Annotated in this window: 14 protein-coding genes; 3 read left to right on the top strand and 11 right to left on the bottom strand. The window is 71.6% G+C overall.

Annotation, left to right across the window (positions count from 1 at the left end):
- The first annotated feature begins 103 nt into the window (after nt 1-103).
- Both IE273_RS09295 and IE273_RS09290 read left to right on the top strand, forming a co-directional pair.
- A complete protein-coding gene (locus IE273_RS09295) occupies nt 104-568 on the top strand; it encodes a Rieske (2Fe-2S) protein (RefSeq protein WP_189814676.1) in 465 nt (154 codons plus the stop codon).
- A 22-nt stretch (nt 569-590) separates the two neighbouring features.
- Nucleotides 591-1,334 carry a nucleotidyltransferase domain-containing protein gene (locus tag IE273_RS09290; protein ID WP_189814675.1) on the top strand — a complete coding sequence of 248 codons (744 nt, stop codon included), beginning with the start codon at nt 591-593 and terminating at the stop codon, nt 1,332-1,334.
- Here IE273_RS09290 and IE273_RS09285 read toward each other — a convergent pair.
- The 11 genes from IE273_RS09285 to pyrG form a co-directional block, all read right to left on the bottom strand.
- Nucleotides 1,260-2,009 (bottom strand): nucleotidyltransferase domain-containing protein, encoded by a 750-nt coding sequence (locus IE273_RS09285; RefSeq protein WP_189814674.1) that lies wholly within the window; start codon nt 2,007-2,009, stop codon nt 1,260-1,262. The genes IE273_RS09290 and IE273_RS09285 overlap by 75 nt on opposite strands.
- A 4-nt stretch (nt 2,010-2,013) precedes the next feature.
- Entirely contained in the window at nt 2,014-3,021 is a 1,008-nt protein-coding gene (locus IE273_RS09280; RefSeq protein ID WP_189814673.1) for an ADP-ribosylglycohydrolase family protein, read from the bottom strand.
- A gap of 64 nt (nt 3,022-3,085) precedes the next feature.
- Nucleotides 3,086-4,147 carry a pseudouridine synthase gene (locus tag IE273_RS09275; RefSeq protein WP_189814672.1) on the bottom strand — a complete coding sequence of 354 codons (1,062 nt, stop codon included), beginning with the start codon at nt 4,145-4,147 and terminating at the stop codon, nt 3,086-3,088.
- A gap of 13 nt (nt 4,148-4,160) precedes the next feature.
- On the bottom strand, nt 4,161-4,811 hold the full coding sequence (gene scpB, locus IE273_RS09270) for an SMC-Scp complex subunit ScpB (protein WP_189814671.1): 651 nt from the start codon (nt 4,809-4,811) through the stop codon (nt 4,161-4,163).
- A complete protein-coding gene (locus IE273_RS09265; RefSeq protein ID WP_189814670.1) occupies nt 4,808-5,824 on the bottom strand; it encodes a segregation and condensation protein A in 1,017 nt (338 codons plus the stop codon). Before IE273_RS09265 ends, scpB begins: the two co-directional genes overlap by 4 nt.
- Nucleotides 5,825-5,841: 17 nt before the next feature.
- Nucleotides 5,842-6,390 (bottom strand): hypothetical protein, encoded by a 549-nt coding sequence (locus tag IE273_RS09260; RefSeq protein WP_189814669.1) that lies wholly within the window; start codon nt 6,388-6,390, stop codon nt 5,842-5,844.
- Nucleotides 6,375-7,508, bottom strand: coding sequence for a ParA family protein (locus IE273_RS09255; protein ID WP_078611716.1), 1,134 nt, complete (start codon nt 7,506-7,508; stop codon nt 6,375-6,377). The genes IE273_RS09260 and IE273_RS09255 overlap by 16 nt, the downstream gene beginning before the upstream one ends.
- A 379-nt stretch (nt 7,509-7,887) precedes the next feature.
- Entirely contained in the window at nt 7,888-9,012 is a 1,125-nt protein-coding gene (gene ald, locus IE273_RS09250; RefSeq protein ID WP_189814668.1) for an alanine dehydrogenase, read from the bottom strand.
- 139 nt (nt 9,013-9,151) lie between these two features.
- On the bottom strand, nt 9,152-11,212 hold the full coding sequence (locus IE273_RS09245) for a tetratricopeptide repeat protein (protein WP_189814667.1): 2,061 nt from the start codon (nt 11,210-11,212) through the stop codon (nt 9,152-9,154).
- Between the two features lie 204 nt (nt 11,213-11,416).
- Complete coding sequence (locus IE273_RS09240; RefSeq protein ID WP_189814666.1) at nt 11,417-12,043, bottom strand: NUDIX domain-containing protein; 627 nt, start codon at nt 12,041-12,043, stop codon at nt 11,417-11,419.
- Between the two features lie 101 nt (nt 12,044-12,144).
- Nucleotides 12,145-13,794 (bottom strand): CTP synthase, encoded by a 1,650-nt coding sequence (gene pyrG / locus IE273_RS09235; RefSeq protein ID WP_189814665.1) that lies wholly within the window; start codon nt 13,792-13,794, stop codon nt 12,145-12,147.
- A gap of 542 nt (nt 13,795-14,336) precedes the next feature.
- On the opposite strand from pyrG, the gene IE273_RS09230 reads away from it, so the two are divergent.
- Nucleotides 14,337-16,139, top strand: a complete 1,803-nt coding sequence (locus tag IE273_RS09230) for a glycoside hydrolase family 15 protein (RefSeq protein ID WP_189814996.1) — start codon at nt 14,337-14,339, stop codon at nt 16,137-16,139.
- Nucleotides 16,140-16,179 lie beyond the last annotated feature (40 nt).

The raw sequence follows: 16,179 nt of genomic DNA, 5'->3' as shown, positions 1-16,179 counted from the left end.
CAGCGTAGTCAGCCCACGCGGGACGGGCGCGCGCCGCTCGCCCGCTGAGACGATGCGAGAGTTCCGGTATCCACCGATATGCACTTCTGTACGGAGGTCTGACATGACCCAGCCAGCGACACGGCGGACAGTTCTCGCCACGGGCGCCGGTGCGATCGCCCTGGGATGCGTGGGGTGCGGCGCCGAGAACGGCGGTGAGGCCACGTCGGCGTCGTCGGCGTCGTCGGCGTCGTCGGCGTCGTCGGCGTCGTCCCCGGCCGCGCAGGAGGCGGCCACCGACGGGAAGACGCTGGCGAAGACGAGTGACATCCCGGAGGGCGGCGGCAAGGTGTTCAAGAAGGAGAAGGTGGTGGTCACCCAGCCGAAGAAGGGTGACTTCAAGGCCTTCTCGGCGATCTGCACGCACCAGGGCTGCACGGTGAACGCGGTGGCGGAAGGCACCATCGACTGCCCCTGCCACGGCAGCAGGTTCCGCATCGACGACGGCTCGGTGGCCCACGGCCCCGCGACCAAGCCGCTGCCCAAGCGGTCGATCAAGGTGGACGGGAAATCCATCCACCTGACCTGAGGGTGCCGCGTACGCTCCGGGGATGCAGCCGCACGACCTCGTACGCGACCACACGGTCTACGCCTGTGTCATGGGCTCCCGCGCCTTCGGCCTGGCCACGGACGCCAGCGACACCGACCGGCGCGGGGTGTTCCTCGCCCCGACCCCGCTGTTCTGGCGGTTCGAGAAGCCGCCGACGCATGTCGAGGGGCCGGGCGAGGAGCGGTTCTCCTGGGAGTTGGAGCGGTTCTGCGAGCTGGCGCTGCGCGGCAACCCGAACGTCCTGGAGTGCCTGCACTCCCCGCTGGTGGAGCATATGGACGACACCGGCCGCGAACTGCTGTCCCTGCGCGGCGCCTTCCTGTCCCGGCAGGCGTACGACACTTTCACCCGGTACGCCCTCGGCCAGCGCAGGAAGCTCGACGCCGACATCCGCGCGACGGGCGCCCCGCGCTGGAAGCACGCGATGCACCTGCTGCGCCTGCTGATGAGCGCCCGGGACCTGCTGCGCACCGGCGAGCTGGTGATCGACGTCGGTGAGCGGCGCGAGCGCCTGCTGGCGGTGAAGCACGGCGAGGTGCCGTGGGCCGAGGCGGAGGCGTGGATGGTCCGGCTGGCGGCCGAGGCCGAGCGGGCCCTGCGGGGCAGCCCGCTGCCACCGGAGCCGGACCACGCGCGCGTGGCCGCGTTCCTGTACCGGGCGCGCCGGGCCTCAGCCCTCCAGGCGGAGCCGGACCACCAGGTCGTGCAGGGCGTCCTGGGCGCCGGCCGCGTCGGGCAGGGCTGAGCCGGCCTGCGCCTCGTCCAGCAGGGTGTGCAGCCGCTCCACGTCGGCCTCCACGCGCGCGTGGTCGACGTCGGCCTTGCCGTGCTCCCGGTCCCGCTTGGCGGCGATCAGCTCCGGCAGGTAGCCGGGGGCGCCGACCTCGTCCAGCAGCGTGGGCAGATGGGCCTGGACCTCGCCGCTGCGCAGGAGGTGGATGCCGGTGAGCAGCACCCGGAAGGTGTAGAGCAGCGGCTTGAGTTCGCCTGTCTTCTCGAACAGCCGCCACTGGGTCACCGCGAACCCCCGGTAGTGGTGGGCGTGGTGGCTGGTGAGGACACCGGGGGCGAGGGCGGCCAGCTCCCGGTGGGCCTCGGACGTGTGCACGACCAGGGGCGAGAGCAACTGCTCCAGCACATAGCCGTTGCGGCGGAGCATCAGCCGTGCGAACTTGCGCAGATCGTGGGTGACGAGGTCCAGTTCGACGCCGTACCGGACCCAGGTCCGCGAGCGGGTCTCCTCCGGCTCGCGCAGTCCGACGAGGTCGGCGGCGGGGAGCAGGTGGACGCCCCGCAGGTCCACGTCGGAGTCCTGCGAGGGGAAGCCGTACAGGTGGGCTCCCGAGACGGTGGCGAACAGCAGTGGGTCGGGCTGTTCCGCGACCACCGGGGCCAGGTCTATGTCGAGGTCGTCGATCATGGGCCTAAGCGTCCCAGAGCGCTCCCAGGGCCAACAGGTCGCCTCGGTACTCGATCCGCTCCGCCCAGTCGGCGGGCCAGGCCCCGGCGCCCAGCCAGGCGCCCGCGAAGGCGCCGGTGAGGCAGGCGATGGAGTCGGAGTCGCCGGCGGTGCAGGCGGCCCGGCGCAGGGCGGTGACGGGCTCGTCGGGGAAGAGCAGGAAGCACAGCAGCCCGGTCGCGAGGGCCTCCTCGGCGATCCAGCCCTCACCGGTGGCCAGGCAGGGGTCGGTCTCCGGGGAGACGGTCCGGGCGGCCTCCTGGAGCCGGCCGAGGATCTCCAGGCACTCGTCCCAGCCGCGCGCGATGAACTGCTCGGGGCCGGGGTCCTGCGAGCGGGTCCACAGGTCGCCGAGCCAGGCGTGGTCGTAGCGGGTGCGGTTCTCAAGGGCGTAGGAGCGCAGGTGCCCGACCAGTCCGGCCGGGTCGGTGCCCCGGGCGAGCAGGTGGACGGCGTGGGCGGTGAGATCGGAGGCGGCCAGCGCGGTGGGGTGGCCGTGGGTGAGCGCGGCCTGCAACTGGGCGGCGCCGGCGCGCTGTTCGTCGCCGAGCCCGGGGGCGAGCCCGATCGGGGCGACCCGCATGTTGGCGCCGCAGCCCTTGGAGCCGATCCGGCTGGCGTCCTGCCAGGCCCGGCCCTCCGCCGTGAGCAGATCGCACGCGGTCAGGCAGGTGTTGCCCGGGGCCCGGTTGTTCTCGGGCGACCGGTACCAGCCCACGAACTCCTCGCGCAACGGCCGCTCCAGGCGCTTCGGCGCGAGGGGGCCGCGCTCCATGGCGGTGGCGAGCGCGCGTCCGACGGCGAGGGTCATCTGGGTGTCGTCGGAGACACGGGCGCGCCGGGACAGCTCCAGCTCCCGCCAGGGCCCGAACATCGACAGGATCAGCGGCACGGTCTTGAACTCGGTCGGGAAGCCGAGGGCGTCCCCGAGGGCGAGACCGAGGAGTGCTCCGGTCGCCGGCTGCTTGGGCATATGCGCCGTCCCCCTTTATCGTCACCACGACAATAAAGGGGGACGGTGATCACGGCAAGGCGCTTTAGAGGTCGACTTCCTTCATCAGCATGCCGACCTCGGTGTTGGACAGGCGGCGCAGCCAGCCCGACTTCTGGTCGCCCAGGGTGATCGGCCCGAAGGCGGTGCGCACCAGCTTGTCGACCGGGAAGCCCGCCTCGGCCAGCATGCGGCGCACGATGTGCTTGCGGCCCTCGTGCAGGGTCACCTCGACCAGGTAGTTCTTGCCGGTCTGCTCGACCACGCGGAAGTGGTCCGCGCGCGCGTAGCCGTCCTCCAGCTGGATGCCGTCCTTCAGCCGCTTGCCCAGGTCGCGCGGGATCGGGCCGACGATGTGCGCGAGGTAGGTCTTCTTCACGCCGTACTTGGGGTGCGTGAGGCGGTGGGCCAGCTCGCCGTGGTTGGTGAGCAGGATGACGCCCTCGGTCTCGGTGTCCAGCCGGCCGACGTGGAAGAGCCGGGTCTCGCGGTTGGTGACGTAGTCACCGAGGCACTGCCGGCCCTCCGGGTCCTCCATGGTGGAGACCACGCCCGCGGGCTTGTTCAGCGAGAAGAACTGGTACGACTGCGTCGCGACCGTCAGGCCGTCGACCTTGACCTCGTCCTTCTCCGGGTCGACCCGCTTGCCCTGCTCGGTGACGATCTCGCCGTTCACCTCGACCCGGGCCTGCTCGATCAGTTCCTCGCAGGCCCGCCGGGAGCCGTAGCCCGCGCGCGCGAGGACCTTCTGGATCCGCTCGCCCTCCTGCTCGGCGCCCGGGAAGGTCTTGGGCAGCTTGATGTCCTTCTTGCCCGCGTACCGCTCCCGGTTGCGCTCCTCGACCCGCGTCTCGTACTCGCGGGAGCGCGACGGGGCCGTACGGCCGCCCTGCTGGGGCCGCTTCGGGCCGCCCTTGGTCCCGCCGCGCGCGGCACCGCCACGCCCGGCCTTGGGGCCGTCCTTGGTGGCCCCCGGGCCCACGTCGTAGCGGCGCTCCTCGGGGCGGGGCTTGCGGGGCCGGCCCTGCCCCTGCTTCTGGTCCCTGTCGTTGCCGGCACCGCGGTAGTTACCGCGCCCGCCGCTCTTGCCGCTGCCGCTGCTTCGCATCAAGGTTTCCGTCTTAGTCGTCTGCGTCCTGACCGCCGGGCGCGTCGGGCGCGTCCGGGTCGAACGACGGGACTCCCTCCTGGGTCTCGGCCTCGATCGCCTCCGCCTCCGGGAGGAAGGGCGCGAGCTCCGGGAGCTCGTCCAGGCCGCGCAGGCCCATCCGCTCCAGGAAGTAGTTCGTCGTCCTGTACAGGATCGCACCTGTTTCGGGTTCCGTGCCCGCCTCCTCGACCAGACCGCGCTGGAGGAGGGTGCGCATCACGCCGTCGCAGTTCACCCCGCGCACGGCGGAGACCCGGCTGCGGCTGACCGGCTGGCGGTAGGCGACGACCGCGAGGGTCTCCAGCGCGGCCTGGGTGAGCCGGGCGGTCTGGCCGTCCAGGACCAGCCGCTCGACGGCGGGCGCGTAGGCGGCGCGGGTGTAGAAGCGCCAGCCGCCCGCGACGAACCGCAGCTCGAAGCCGCGGCCCTGCACGGTGTACTCGTCGGCCAGCTCGCGCAGGGCGTCCGCGATCTGCCGCCTGGGCCGCTCCAGGATCTTCGCCAGGTGCTCCTCCGTCGCGGGCTCGTCCACGACCATGAGCATCGCCTCCAGGGCGGGCTTGAGGTCGAGGTCGGCGACGGTCCGCAGCCCGGCCGGGACCTCGGCGGTCTGCTCACTCACGGCTTCTTCTCCTCCTTGGGCGGCTCGGGCGGCCGGTCGAACTCGTCCGTGACCATGGGCGCCGCGTCCGTGTCCCCGCCGGTCCAGCGCACGCTCAGCTCCCCGAGCGCGGCCTCCTGCTCCAGGGCCACGGCCTTCTCCCGGTACAGCTCCAGCAGGGCGAGGAACCGCGCCACGACGGTGAGCGTGTCGTCGGTGTCCTCGATCAGCGCCCGGAAGCTCGCCTCGCCCAGCTCGCGCAGCCGGGCGACCACGATCCCGGCCTGCTCCTGCACGCTGACCAGCGGGGCGTGGATGTGGTCGACGTAGACCTGCGGCTTGGGCTTGGGCTGCATGGCCCTGACGGCGAGCCTGGCGAAGCCCTCGGGGCCGATGCTGATGACGACCTCGGGCAGCAGCTCGGCGTGCTGCGGTTCGAGGCCGACGGTACGGGGGTGGCGCCGGGCCTCGTCGTCGAGCCGCCGGTCGAAGATGTCGGCGATCTGTTTGTAGGCGCGGTACTGGAGCAGCCGGGCGAACAGCAGGTCCCGGGCCTCCAGCAGGGCCAGGTCGGTCTCGTCCTCCACCTCGGCGGCGGGCAGCAGCCGGGCGGCCTTGAGGTCGAGCAGCGTGGCCGCGACGACCAGGAACTCCGTGGTCTGGTCCAGGTCCCAGTCGGGTCCCATGGCCCGGATGTGCGCCATGAACTCGTCGGTGACCTTGGACAGGGCGACCTCGGTGACGTCCAGCTTGTGCTTGGAGATCAGCTGGAGGAGCAGGTCGAAGGGGCCCTCGAAGTTGGCGAGGCGGACCTTGAAGACACCGTCGGAAGCGGGCTCGGGCTCGGCGGGCTCAGACTCAGCGGGCTCAGCGGCCTCGGGCTCGGCGGGCTCCGGCTCGGGCAGCTCCGGTTCCGGTTCGGGAGCCTCGACCGGTAGGGCGGCCGGCTCGTCCGGCGTGGCTCCCGGCCCTCGCCCCAGCGCACGCCGACGACCGGCGGACGCGCCGGGGGCAGGGGCTCCGTTCGAGGTCATAGCCCCGCAGGCTATCGCTACCGCCCGCGCAGCCGTCGTACGAGGATGCTCGCGTCCCCACGGGACTCCAGGTCGGCCAGGACCACGGCCACCGCCTCGCGGACGATCCGCCCGCGGTCCACCGCGAGCCCGTGCTCGCCGCGGAGCACCAGTCGCGCGTGCTCCAGGTCCATCAGCTCCTCGGCGGAGACGTAGACGGTGATCTTCTCGTCGTGCCGCTCGCGTCCGCTGGGCCGCCGGGCCGCCGACCGGCCGCGCTTGCGCGGCTGCGCGGCGGCAGAACCTTCCTGCGCCGCCTGCCGGCGCGCCGGGCGGGTGCGGGACTCGCCGGCCTCGGCCGGATCGGCCTCCACCGCCACGTGCTCCGCGCCCTCCCCGTCACCGCTCTGGACGGGCACCGACTGCGGTGCGTCCTCGGCGGCGGCCACCTCGTCGCTCTCCCCCGCGGGAGCCGGCACCCGGGCCTCGCCGTTGGCCGCGCGGCGGGGCGTGGACGGCTGGAGCGCCATCCCCCCGGTCGTGCGGAACAGTTCGTCGGCCCCGGGCAGACTCACTCGGCGTGACACCGGGCGAGCACCTCCCTGGCGAGCTGGCGGTAGGCGGCGGCACCGACGGAGTTGGAGGCGTACGTGGTGATCGGCTCACCGGCGACCGTGGTCTCCGGGAAGCGGACCGTGCGGCCGATGACCGTGTGGTAGACGTGGTCGTCGAAGGCCTCGACCACGCGGGCCAGCACCTCGCGGCTGTGGACCGTGCGCGAGTCGTACATCGTGGCGAGGATGCCGTCGAGCTCCAGCTCGGGGTTGAGCCGTTCCTGGACCTTCTCGATGGTCTCGGTCAGCAGGGCCACACCGCGCAGGGCGAAGAACTCGCACTCCAGCGGCACGATCACCTTGTGCGCGGCCGTCAGCGCGTTGACGGTGAGCAGGCCGAGCGAGGGCTGGCAGTCGATCACGATGTAGTCGTAGTCGGGCAGCAGGGGCTTCAGGGCCCGCTGGAGCGTCGACTCGCGCGCGACCTCGGAGACCAGCTGGACCTCGGCGGCCGACAGGTCGATGTTGGACGGCAGCAGGTCCATGTTGGGGACCGCCGTCTTCAGCAGGACCTCGTCCGCGGACATGCCCCGCTCCATGAGCAGGTTGTAGACGGTGAGGTCCAGCTCCATCGGGTTGACGCCGAGACCGACCGACAGCGCGCCCTGCGGGTCGAAGTCCACGAGCAGCACGCGCCGGCCGTACTCCGCGAGCGCGGCACCCAGGTTGATGGTCGACGTCGTCTTGCCGACGCCGCCCTTCTGGTTGCACATCGCGATGATCGTCGCGGGGCCGTGGTCGGTCAGCGGGCCCGGGATCGGGAAGTACGGCAGCGGGCGTCCGGTCGGGCCGATGCGCTCACGGCGCTGGCGGGCCGCGTCGGGCGCGAGCGTGGCCGCGTACTCGGGATCGGGCTCGTACTCGGCGTCGGGGTCGTAGAAGTGCCCCTCGGGCAGTTCGTCGTAGTCGGCGAATTGGTTGTGGGGCGCGCCACTTCCGTCGCCGGCCATGGCGTTCACGTGATGGCCATCCATGCTCTGGTGTGCTGTCCCGGCCGCCTGCGGACCGGAACTCTGGTGGGCTGCGAAGGTGCGCACAGCTACGGAGCCGACAGCCTCGAATCCCGCGGGGCCCTGGCCCCGTGCAGGCATTCCTGGTTGACCACCCCCGGGAGAAAATGTCGACTCATTCACAAGTCGTCTTACCTCCTTGGTGACCAGGAAACTTCTAGACAAGGTCAGCGTGGCACCATGCCGACGGTTGGCGACTCTATGGCGTGTCGGGCGTCCGCAGCAACACAATCCGCCGGACCCGGCCCGATGTGTCGGCAATGAAACATCCCGCTGTCAAGGGCGTACGGCCGTCGCACGACAGGTTTCACCGGTGTGCGAATCGGTCGAAGGGTTACGTTCGAGGCGAGTTGACCGAGAGCCGCAAAGTGACCATACACACACCCGGCCGGACCTTGTCGGGCAAGGTCCGGCCGGGTGCGCGCTGTTGACGAGCCGTGTTGACGAATCGCCTTTTGGGTCAGCCGAGAAGGCTCTCCAGCTCGACGTGGTCCAGACCGTGGGCCTCGGCGACCTCCTTGTAAACGACCTTGCCGTCATGGGTGTTGAGACCCTTGGCGAGCGCGGGGTCGCGGCGCAGCGCCTCCACCCAGCCGTTGTTGGCCACCGAGACGATGTACGGCAGCGTCGCGTTGGTGAGGGCGTTGGTGGAGGTGTTGGGCACCGCGCCCGGCATGTTGGCGACGCAGTAGAAGACCGAGTTGTGGACCCGGAAGGTCGGCTCGGCGTGCGTGGTGGGACGGGAGTCCTCGAAGCAGCCGCCCTGGTCGATCGCGATGTCGACAAGGACACTTCCCGGCTTCATGCGGGACACCATCTCGTTGGTGACCAGCTTCGGGGCCTTGGCGCCCGGGATGAGGACCGCGCCGATGACGAGGTCGGCGTCCAGGACTGCCTTCTCCAGCTCGAAGGCGTTGGACATGATCGCCTTGACCTTCGTGCCGAAGATCCGGTCGGCCTCGCGCAGCTTGTTGATGTCGCGGTCGAGGAGGATCACCTCGAAGCCCATGCCGATGGCGACCTGGGTGGCGTTCCAGCCGGAGACACCGCCGCCGATGACGACGGCCTTGGCCGGGGTGACGCCCGGCACGCCGCCCGGCAGCACACCGCGGCCACCGGCCGCGCGCATCAGGTGGTAGGCGCCGACCTGCGGGGCCAGCCGGCCCGCGACCTCGGACATCGGGGCGAGCAGCGGCAGGGCGCGGTTCGGCAGCTCGACGGTCTCGTAGGCGATGGCCGTGGTGCCGGATTCGATCAGCGCGTCCGTGCACTCCTTGGAGGCGGCCAGGTGCAGGTAGGTGAAGAGGATCTGGTCCTTGCGCAGGCGGTGGTACTCCTCGGCGATGGGCTCCTTGACCTTCAGCAGCAGGTCGGCGGAGGCCCACACCTCGTCGGCCGTGTCGAGGATGGCGGCACCGGCGGCGACGTACTCCTCGTCCGTGATGGAGGAGCCGAGGCCGGCGCCCCGCTCGACGACGACCTGGTGGCCGTTGCGCACCAGCTCGTGCACACCGGCGGGGGTGATGGCCACCCGGAACTCGTTGTTCTTGACCTCGCGGGGGATGCCGACCTTCACGTCGATCACGGTCCTTGGCTCAGAGGGGGTATGGGGGTGCAATACAGACGTACCCAGACATGCGGGGGCACACCGGGAGACACCGCAGGAGAACGAGCGGCAGAGCCAGTCTAATGAAGGCGTTCCGGCTGTCTAGCCTTCCATTGCATCAATCTTCGCTGGGACCACTACGGATTTCGCAGGCGTTAGCGTCGTGTTCCGGCTGTGCGTCCTCTTCCGGTGGCTCCTCACCCAGCATGCGCTCTGCCGCCGCGCGGTGCAGGCGGGCCGACGCGGGGTCGCCCAGCCGGTCCAGGGTGTCGGCGAGCCGCAGCTGGAGTGCGGCCTGCAACCGCGCGTCCTCGGCGCGCCGCGCCCACTCCACGGCCTCCTGGCAGGTGCGCAGCGACTCCTCGGGCCGCCCCGCGTACTCCTGCACCCGGGCGATCTCGCTCAACGCCCGCGCGCTCGCGGCGACATCGCCGCTCCTGCGGTAGCCGGCGAGGGCGGCCCGCCAGTTCCGCAGCGCCTCCCCGTAACGGCCCGCGTAGGTGTGGGCCGTGCCGATACGGCCGTACAGCCGGGCCGCCTCCGGGTGCTCCCCCCGGGCCAGCCGCTCGGCCAGCGCCCGGCCGAACCAGTCGGCGGCCCGGTCGTGGTCCCCCAGCTCCTGGTACGCGCCGCCTACGGATTCCATCGCGCGGCCGGTCGCGTACGGGTCGTTCGCCTCGCGTCCGGCGTCCAGCGCGGCCCGGAAGCGGACCAGCGCCTCCCGGGTCCGGCCGGTCTGCGCGTCCAGATCGCCCAGGTTCAGCAGGGCCGCGGCCTTCTCCCGGGGCAGCCCGCGCCGCTCGGCGACGTCCAGGACGAGGCCGTGCAGGCCGTACAGGTCGGGTGCGGCGGCCTGCGTGCCGACATGCGCGGCCAGGGCCCTGACCAGCTGGGACATCAGCCGCCGGGCGAGGGTGTCCAGCTCGCCGTCGGCCACCGCGAGGCGCGCGGACGCCAGCAGGGCGGGCCGCCGGATGCGCAGCCAGTCGGCGGCGGCCCGCGGGGTCGGGAAGCGCAGCGCGGGGGGCAGGCCGCTCAGCTTCTCCCGGGCCTGCGGGCTGTCGGTCTCGGTGATCGCCCGGCAGGACTGGAGCAGCCGTACCGTCCGCTCCAGCATCCGGGCCCGGGCCAGCTGCAACTCGGCGGGCCGCTCCTGGGCCTCGGCCAGGGCGCGCAGCAGCGGGTGCAGACAGCCGGGGACCTCGTACTGGGGCAGCGGGGAGTCCAGCGCGCGCAGCAGGCCGAGGCCGACGAGGTCGTCCAGGGTGGCGCGGGCGGCGTCGACCGAGCAGCCGGCGAGCGCCGAGGCGGTGTGCGGGTCGGCCAGGCCGGCCGGGGCCAGGCATAGCAGTCGCAGGACGCGCGCGGCCGGGCCGGGCAGCTGGTCGTACACGAGCCGGAAGACGCGGGACAGCGGGGTGCCGTCCGCGCCGCCGTCGGTGTGCAGCCGCTTGGCGAGGTCGGAGACGGCGGCCTGGGGGCGGGCGGCCAGCCAGCCGCCGGCCAGCACCAGCGCGGCCGGGTGGCCGTGGCATGCCTCGACCAGGCTCTCCGCGGAGCGCGGGTCGACGGTGACGCGGACGGAGCCGGCGTAGCCGGTGAGCAGTTCCACCGCGGACTTGGTGTCGAGGCCGCCGAGCGTGCAGGGGCGGACGTCCGCGATACCGGTGAGCGGGCCGCCGGAGACGGCCACCACCAGGCAGTCCGGGGCGTCCGGGAGCAGCGCGTCGACCTGCTCGGCGCCGGCCGCGTCGTCGAGCAGGAGCAGCATCCGCCGGCCGGCGAGGGCGGCGCGCAGGGCAGCGGCCAGGTCGTCCTCGGCGGCGCCGGCGGGGGCGGGCAGCTCCAGCGCGGCGAGCAGGTCGCGGGCGGCCTGCTCGACGGGCACCGGCGTGCCGCCGGGCTCGCTGAGCCGGGCCCGCAGCACTCCGTCGGGGTAGCGGCCGGCGACCTGCCGGACGAGCTGCTCGGCGAGGCGGGTGCGGCCGGAGCCGGGGCGGCCGGCGATGAGGAGCACGCGCGCGCGGGGGGCCTTGCGGCCGGAGAGGGTGTCCAGTCCGGCGCGCTCGATGTCGGCGCGCAGTTCCTTCAACTCCCGCGTCCGGCCCAGGAATCGGTCCTCCCTGGCCGGGTGCGCGGTCCGCTCCGCACCGTCTGGGTCCACCGCCTGATCCGTCACGGGCCACACTCCCGTCCCACCGCACGCGCAAGCCCGCCGGTGTCTTCCGATACGGGCGTTGAAGAGCCTAGTTCACGCTCTGCGACGTTCCGGGAAGAGCACGGCGGGGGGATCGCCCGATCGGATCAGGCGATCGTCACACCGGGAGGACCGGGAGGACCGGACGGGTCCGGTCGGGTCCGGTCGGGTCCCGGACGGGCCGGGTCAGTTCTCGAAGGGGCGCGCGGGCCAGGGCGCGTCAGCGGGGCGCAGCGCGTCCAGGCCGTCCCCGCCACGGGCGGCGACCAGGGAGAGCACGCCCACCACGAGGCAGTTGTTGTGCAGGTCCCCGGCCAGGACGCGGCGCACCAGTTCCCCGACCGGCACGCGCGCGTGCTGCATGTCGGTCTCCTCGTGCTCCGCCGCGAAGCGCTCGCCCTCGGCGTCGGACAGGCCGCGGGCCAGGAAGATCCGTACGGCCTCGTCGCAGCCGCCCGGGGTGGTGTACACGTCGGTCAGCACCCGCCAGTCCTCGGCCTTGACGTGCGCCTCCTCGTAAAGCTCCCGCTGCGCGGCGTGCAGCGGGTTCTCGCCGGGCACGTCCAGCAGCCCGGCCGGGATCTCCCACAGCTTCTGCCGCACCGGGTGCCGGTACTGGTTGATCAGCAGCACCCGGTCCTCCTCGTCCAGGGCGAGGACGGCCACGGAGCCGGGGTGGACCTGGTAGTCACGGCGGGCCACCGACCCGTCGGGCATGACCACGTCGTCCGTGCGGACGGAGGTCTTGTTGCCCACGAAGGGGGTGTCCGTGGCCCGGATCTCCCATTCCTCGGGGGTGTCCTTGATCGTCATGCCCTGTCCTTCCACACGCTTTCCGAACGAACCGGCCGACAAAGAAAGCCGGGGCGCTCACCCTTGAAGGTTCGCACCCCGGCCACCGTACAACTGGTGTGTTACTTCGCGTTCTTCCGCTCGACCGCGGCCTTCACCAGGCCCGCGAAGAGCGGGTTCGCGCGGGTCGGCCGCGAGCGCAGCTCGGGGTGCGCCTGCGTGGCGACGAGGTACGGGTGGACGTCGCGCGGGTACTCCACGTACTCCACGAGCTTGCCGTCGGGGGAGGTGCCGGAGAAGACGATGCCGGCCTTCTTCTCCAGTTCCACGCGGTAGGCGTTGTTGACCTCGTAGCGGTGCCGGTGGCGCTCCTCGACGTACTCCTTGCCGTCGTAGACCTCACGCACGATCGAGCCCTCGGCCAGCTTGGCCGGGTACATGCCCAGTCGCATCGTGCCGCCCATGTCGCCCTCGCCGGCGACGATGTCGAGCTGCTCGGCCATGGTGGAGATGACCGGGTGGGAGGTGGCCGGGTCGAACTCGGTGGAGTTGGCGTCCGGGATGTCGGCCAGGTTGCGGGCGGCCTCGATCACGATGCACTGGAGGCCCAGGCACAGGCCGAGCAGCGGGATCTTGTTCTCCCGGGCGTAGCGGATCGCGCCGACCTTGCCGAGCACGCCCCGGTCGCCGAAGCCGCCGGGGATGCAGACGCCGTCCACGTCCGCGAGCTGGGCCTTGGCGCCGGCCGGGGTCTTGCAGTCGTCCGAGGTCACCCACTTGATCTTCACGCGGGCCTTGTTGGCGAAGCCGCCCGCGCGCAGCGCCTCGGTGACCGACAGGTAGGCGTCGGGCAGGTCGATGTACTTGCCGACCAGCGCCAGGGTGACCTCGTGGTCGGGATTGTGGACGCGGTCGAGCAGGTCGTCCCAGGTCGTCCAGTCCACGTCCCGGAAGGGCAGGTCGAGCTTGCGGACCACGTACGCGTCCAGGCCCTCGGTGTGCACGACCTTGGGGATGTCGTAGATCGAGCGGGCGTCGGGGCAGGCGACGACGGCGGCCTCGTCGACGTCGCACATCAGGGAGATCTTCCGCTTGATCGCGGTCGGCACCTCCCGGTCGCAGCGCAGCACGATCGCGTCCGGCTGGATACCGATGTTCCTGAGCGCGGCCACCGAGTGCTGGGTCGGCTTGGTCTTCAGCTCACCGGACGGGCCGATGTAGGGCAGCAGCGAGATGTGCACGACGAAGACGTTGTCCCGGCCGACCTCGTGGCGGACCTGGCGGACGGTCTCCAGGAACGGCAGCGACTCGATGTCGCCGACCGTGCCGCCGACCTCGGTGATCACGACGTCGACCTCGTCGGTGGCCATGCGCCGGATGCGGTGCTTGATCTCGTTGGTGATGTGCGGGATGACCTGCACCGTGTCGCCCAGGTACTCGCCGCGGCGCTCCTTGGCGATCACGGTGGAGTAGACCTGGCCGGTGGTGACGTTGGCGCTGCCGTCCAGGTCGCGGTCGAGGAACCGCTCGTAGTGGCCGATGTCCAGGTCGGTCTCGGCGCCGTCGTTGGTGACGAACACCTCACCGTGCTGGAAGGGGTTCATCGTGCCCGGGTCGACGTTCAGGTACGGGTCGAGCTTCTGCATCACGACACGCAGGCCCCGCGCCTTGAGCAGCATGCCCAGGCTGGAGGCGGTCAGGCCCTTGCCGAGCGAGGAGGCGACACCCCCGGTCACGAAGATGTGCTTGGTCGTCGTGGTGTTGGGCGGCATGGCCAAGAGGGGGCTCCCGTGGTCGCGGTCTGGGGGTGCGATACGGCGACCCTCCCGAGTCTTTCCGGGGGTGCCGTCGCTGCGGTTCGGGGGTTTTTCTCCCACCGGTCCACGGGCTACCAGCGTATCAGCGCCTGGGCGAGATGGCTCCCGGCCACTCTTCGCACTCGCCCGGGCACAGCGGGCCGCCACAGAGGTCACAGGTGTCACTCGGGTCATCCCGTGGACACACCGTCATCACCCGGTGCTCACTCGTTCGGCCCACACAGGTTGCCCGGAGCGGCACGCAGATCATCTACGTGCGTCGTATCCTGCTCGGACATTGGCTGCCGAGCCCGGCCGGAACGACGGCACACCCCCGCCAACATCACCCGGAACAACGAGAGCGCGGCAGTTCGTTGAGCAAAGACTGTCGTGTTGCCTCAGGGCTCGGCGGGCTGCTTTGCTTCACCGCTCAACGACGCTTAACAAGATCCCTTGACCGCACTAAGCGACAGCCCCCTGCGCGGGGGTGTGACGTGGCCGTTCGACTGGAGTTGCACGTGGCCGGGCGCATCGAAGACTACGCACTCATCGGAGACATGCAGACCGCGGCGCTGGTCTGCCGGGATGGCACGGTGGACTGGCTGTGCCTGCCCCGCTTCGACTCGCATGCCGTCTTCGCCGGCCTGCTGGGCACCGAGGAGCACGGATTCTGGCGGCTCGGACCGGCGCACGCCGCCGACGCCAAGCCGCCCACGGCCGCCCGGCGCAGCTACCGCGGCGACTCGCTGATCCTGGAATCCGAGTGGGACACCCCGCGCGGCACGGTCCGTGTGACCGATTTCATGCCCCCGCGTGACGGCGCCCCGCAGCTCATCCGGATCGTGGAGGGCGTCACCGGCCGGGTCCCGATGCGCTCGGCCCTGCGGATGCGGTTCTCCTACGGCCGGGTGGTGCCGTGGGTGCACAAGCACGAGGGGCGCACGGTCGCCGTCGCCGGACCGGACTCGGTGTGGTTCGACACCGAGGCCGAGACCTACGGCAAGGCGCTCACCACGTACGCCGACTTCACGGTCGCCCCCGGTGACCGGATCGCGTTCACCATCTCCTGGCAGCCCTCGCACAAGCAGCCGCCGCCGCTGCCGGAGCCGGAGGGCTCGCTGGAGGCGACGGAGGACTTCTGGCGCGAGTGGGTCGAGCACTGTACATACCACGGGCCGTACCGCGAGGCGGTGATCCGCTCGCTGATCACCCTGAAGGCGCTGACCTACGCCCCCACGGGCGGCATCGTCGCGGCCCCGACGACCTCCCTGCCCGAGGACATCGGGGGCGTGCGCAACTGGGACTACCGCTACACCTGGCTGCGGGACGCGGCGATCACCCTGTCCTCGCTGCTGCGCACGGGCTACCGCGAGGAGGCCCGCGCCTGGCGCGAGTGGCTGCTGCGCGCGGTCGCCGGCGACCCGGAGAACCTCCAGATCATGTACGGCATCGCCGGTGAGCGCGAGCTGGGCGAGGCCGAACTGGACTGGCTGCCCGGCTACGAGTCCTCGGCCCCGGTCCGGGTCGGCAACGGCGCCGCGCACCAGCTCCAGCTGGACGTGTACGGCGAGGTCACCGAGGCCCTGCACCTGGGCCACATGACCGGGCTCGCCCGCAACGACTACGCCTCCCTGCTCCAGCTGAAGCTGATCCGCTACCTGGAGGACCACTGGCAGGAGCCGGACGAGGGCATCTGGGAGGTGCGCGGCCCGCGCCGGCACTTCGTGCACTCCAAGGTGATGGCCTGGGTCGCCGTCGACCGCACGATCAAGCTGATCGAGTCCGGCGACGCGGACGGCCCGCTGGAGCGCTGGAAGGAACTGCGCGACGACATCCACCGGGACGTGTGCGAGAAGGGCTACGACAAGGAGCGCAACACCTTCACCCAGTCCTACGGCTCCCAGGAGCTGGACGCCTCCCTGCTGCTCATCCCGCAGATGGGCTTCCTGCCGCCGGACGACAAGCGGGTGATCGGCACCATCGAGGCCATCCAGCGCGAGCTGTCCACCCCGGACGGGTTCATCCTGCGCTACCCGACGGAGGGCGACCGCGAGGGCGTCGACGGCCTGCCGGGTGACGAGGGCGCGTTCCTGGCCTGCTCGTTCTGGATGGCGGACGACCTGGCGATGATCGGCCGGGTGGACGAGGCCCGCAAGCTGTTCGAGAAGCTCCTCGCGCTGCGCAACGACCTCGGTCTGCTCGCCGAGGAGTGGGACCCGCGCCTGAAGCGCCAGGTGGGCAACTTCCCGCAGGCGTTCAGCCACGTCCCGCTGATCGACACGGCCCTGCGGCTGACCGCGTCGGGCGCCTACGGCGGCTGAGCGGGCCCACGCGGTCCCGCCCGCCTAGGCTGGAAGCCGG

The sequence above is a fragment of the Streptomyces olivaceoviridis genome (assembly GCF_014650115.1).
Classification (GTDB): Bacteria; Actinomycetota; Actinomycetes; order Streptomycetales; family Streptomycetaceae; genus Streptomyces; species Streptomyces olivaceoviridis.
The sequence above is the reverse complement of the archived record's forward strand: the minus strand, read 5'-3'. Positions and strand labels throughout refer to the sequence as shown.

Excerpts from the sequence above, each read along its gene's own strand:
- IE273_RS09295 (WP_189814676.1), top strand. The coding sequence starts at position 104 with ATGACCCAGCCAGCGACACGGCGGACAGTTCTCGCCACGGGCGCCGGT.
- IE273_RS09290 (WP_189814675.1), top strand. The coding sequence starts at position 591 with ATGCAGCCGCACGACCTCGTACGCGACCACACGGTCTACGCCTGTGTC.
- IE273_RS09285 (WP_189814674.1), bottom strand. The coding sequence starts at position 2,009 with ATGATCGACGACCTCGACATAGACCTGGCCCCGGTGGTCGCGGAACAG.
- IE273_RS09280 (WP_189814673.1), bottom strand. The coding sequence starts at position 3,021 with ATGCCCAAGCAGCCGGCGACCGGAGCACTCCTCGGTCTCGCCCTCGGG.
- IE273_RS09275 (WP_189814672.1), bottom strand. The coding sequence starts at position 4,147 with ATGCGAAGCAGCGGCAGCGGCAAGAGCGGCGGGCGCGGTAACTACCGC.
- IE273_RS09265 (WP_189814670.1), bottom strand. The coding sequence starts at position 5,824 with ATGACCTCGAACGGAGCCCCTGCCCCCGGCGCGTCCGCCGGTCGTCGG.
- IE273_RS09255 (WP_078611716.1), bottom strand. The coding sequence starts at position 7,508 with ATGCCTGCACGGGGCCAGGGCCCCGCGGGATTCGAGGCTGTCGGCTCC.
- IE273_RS09240 (WP_189814666.1), bottom strand. The coding sequence starts at position 12,043 with ATGACGATCAAGGACACCCCCGAGGAATGGGAGATCCGGGCCACGGAC.
- pyrG (WP_189814665.1), bottom strand. The coding sequence starts at position 13,794 with ATGCCGCCCAACACCACGACGACCAAGCACATCTTCGTGACCGGGGGT.